The sequence below is a fragment of the Microvirga sp. P4_G7 genome, assembly GCF_056401005.1.
The window spans coordinates 1-905 of sequence record NZ_JBFUKD010001028.1; the positions used below are offsets into that span (position 1 = coordinate 1).

Genomic DNA, 905 nt, shown 5'->3' on the forward strand with positions numbered 1-905 from the left:
GGTGACACTCGTCCAGCGTCGTCTGCGCGATCTCAATGCATCGCTGCTCAATACGAGTGCGAAAGTCTCTGGCGCTGCAATGGCGGGCCTGCAATCTCTGGACRCCATCAAGGCAACCGGTACGGAGAGCGACTTTTTTCGCGTCTGGTCCGGTTATCAGACAAACAGCATCAACACCTCACAGGATCTGGGGCGTACGTCGCTCTGGCTTTCCGCCGTGCCGTCTGTCCTGAGTGCCGCAACAACCGCGGCGGTGCTCGGTGTTGGCGCTCTCCTTATCATTGATGGCAAACTCAGCATCGGCGGTCTCGTCGCGTTCCAGATGCTGCTTCACTACTTCGTCAGTCCCATCCAATCGCTGATCGGTTTCAACTCGCAGCTTCAGGAGGCGAGCGGCCACATGAACCGTCTCAACGACGTGCTCATGAGCCCGACCGATCCGATGCTCGGAGGCAATCCAAACGCCGTGCCGGCGGCCGTCGATCAGGATGTCGGGGATCGGCCCCTCTCTGGGGCAATCGAACTGCAAGGCGTATCGTTTGCCTTCTCCAGTCTCGACGCTCCGTTCATCAAAAGTGTCGACCTCCAAGTGCAGCCCGGCCAGCGAGTCGCGATCGTGGGCCGGAGCGGGAGCGGAAAGTCCACTCTTCTGCGGCTCATTCTCGGTCTCTACCAGCCCAGTGGCGGCGCGGTTTTGATGGACGGGAGGCCGCTTCCTACGATTCCCCGCGACCTCGTCACCGCATCCGTTGCCTGGGTCGACCAAGACATCTACTTGTTCGAGGGCAGCATCGCCGAGAACCTCACTCTGTGGGATCCCGTAACGCCCTGGGATGCGGTGGTACAGGGTGCAAGGGACGCTTGCATCCACGATACAATCGTGACCCGCGCGAACGGTTATGACG

Annotated in this window: 1 protein-coding gene; it reads left to right on the forward strand. The window is 60.5% G+C overall.

Annotated features, from left to right (window positions below):
• Positions 1-905: ATP-binding cassette domain-containing protein (locus tag AC1DT3_RS22780; RefSeq protein ID WP_477467436.1), on the forward strand; the 905-nt coding region annotated here is incomplete at both ends.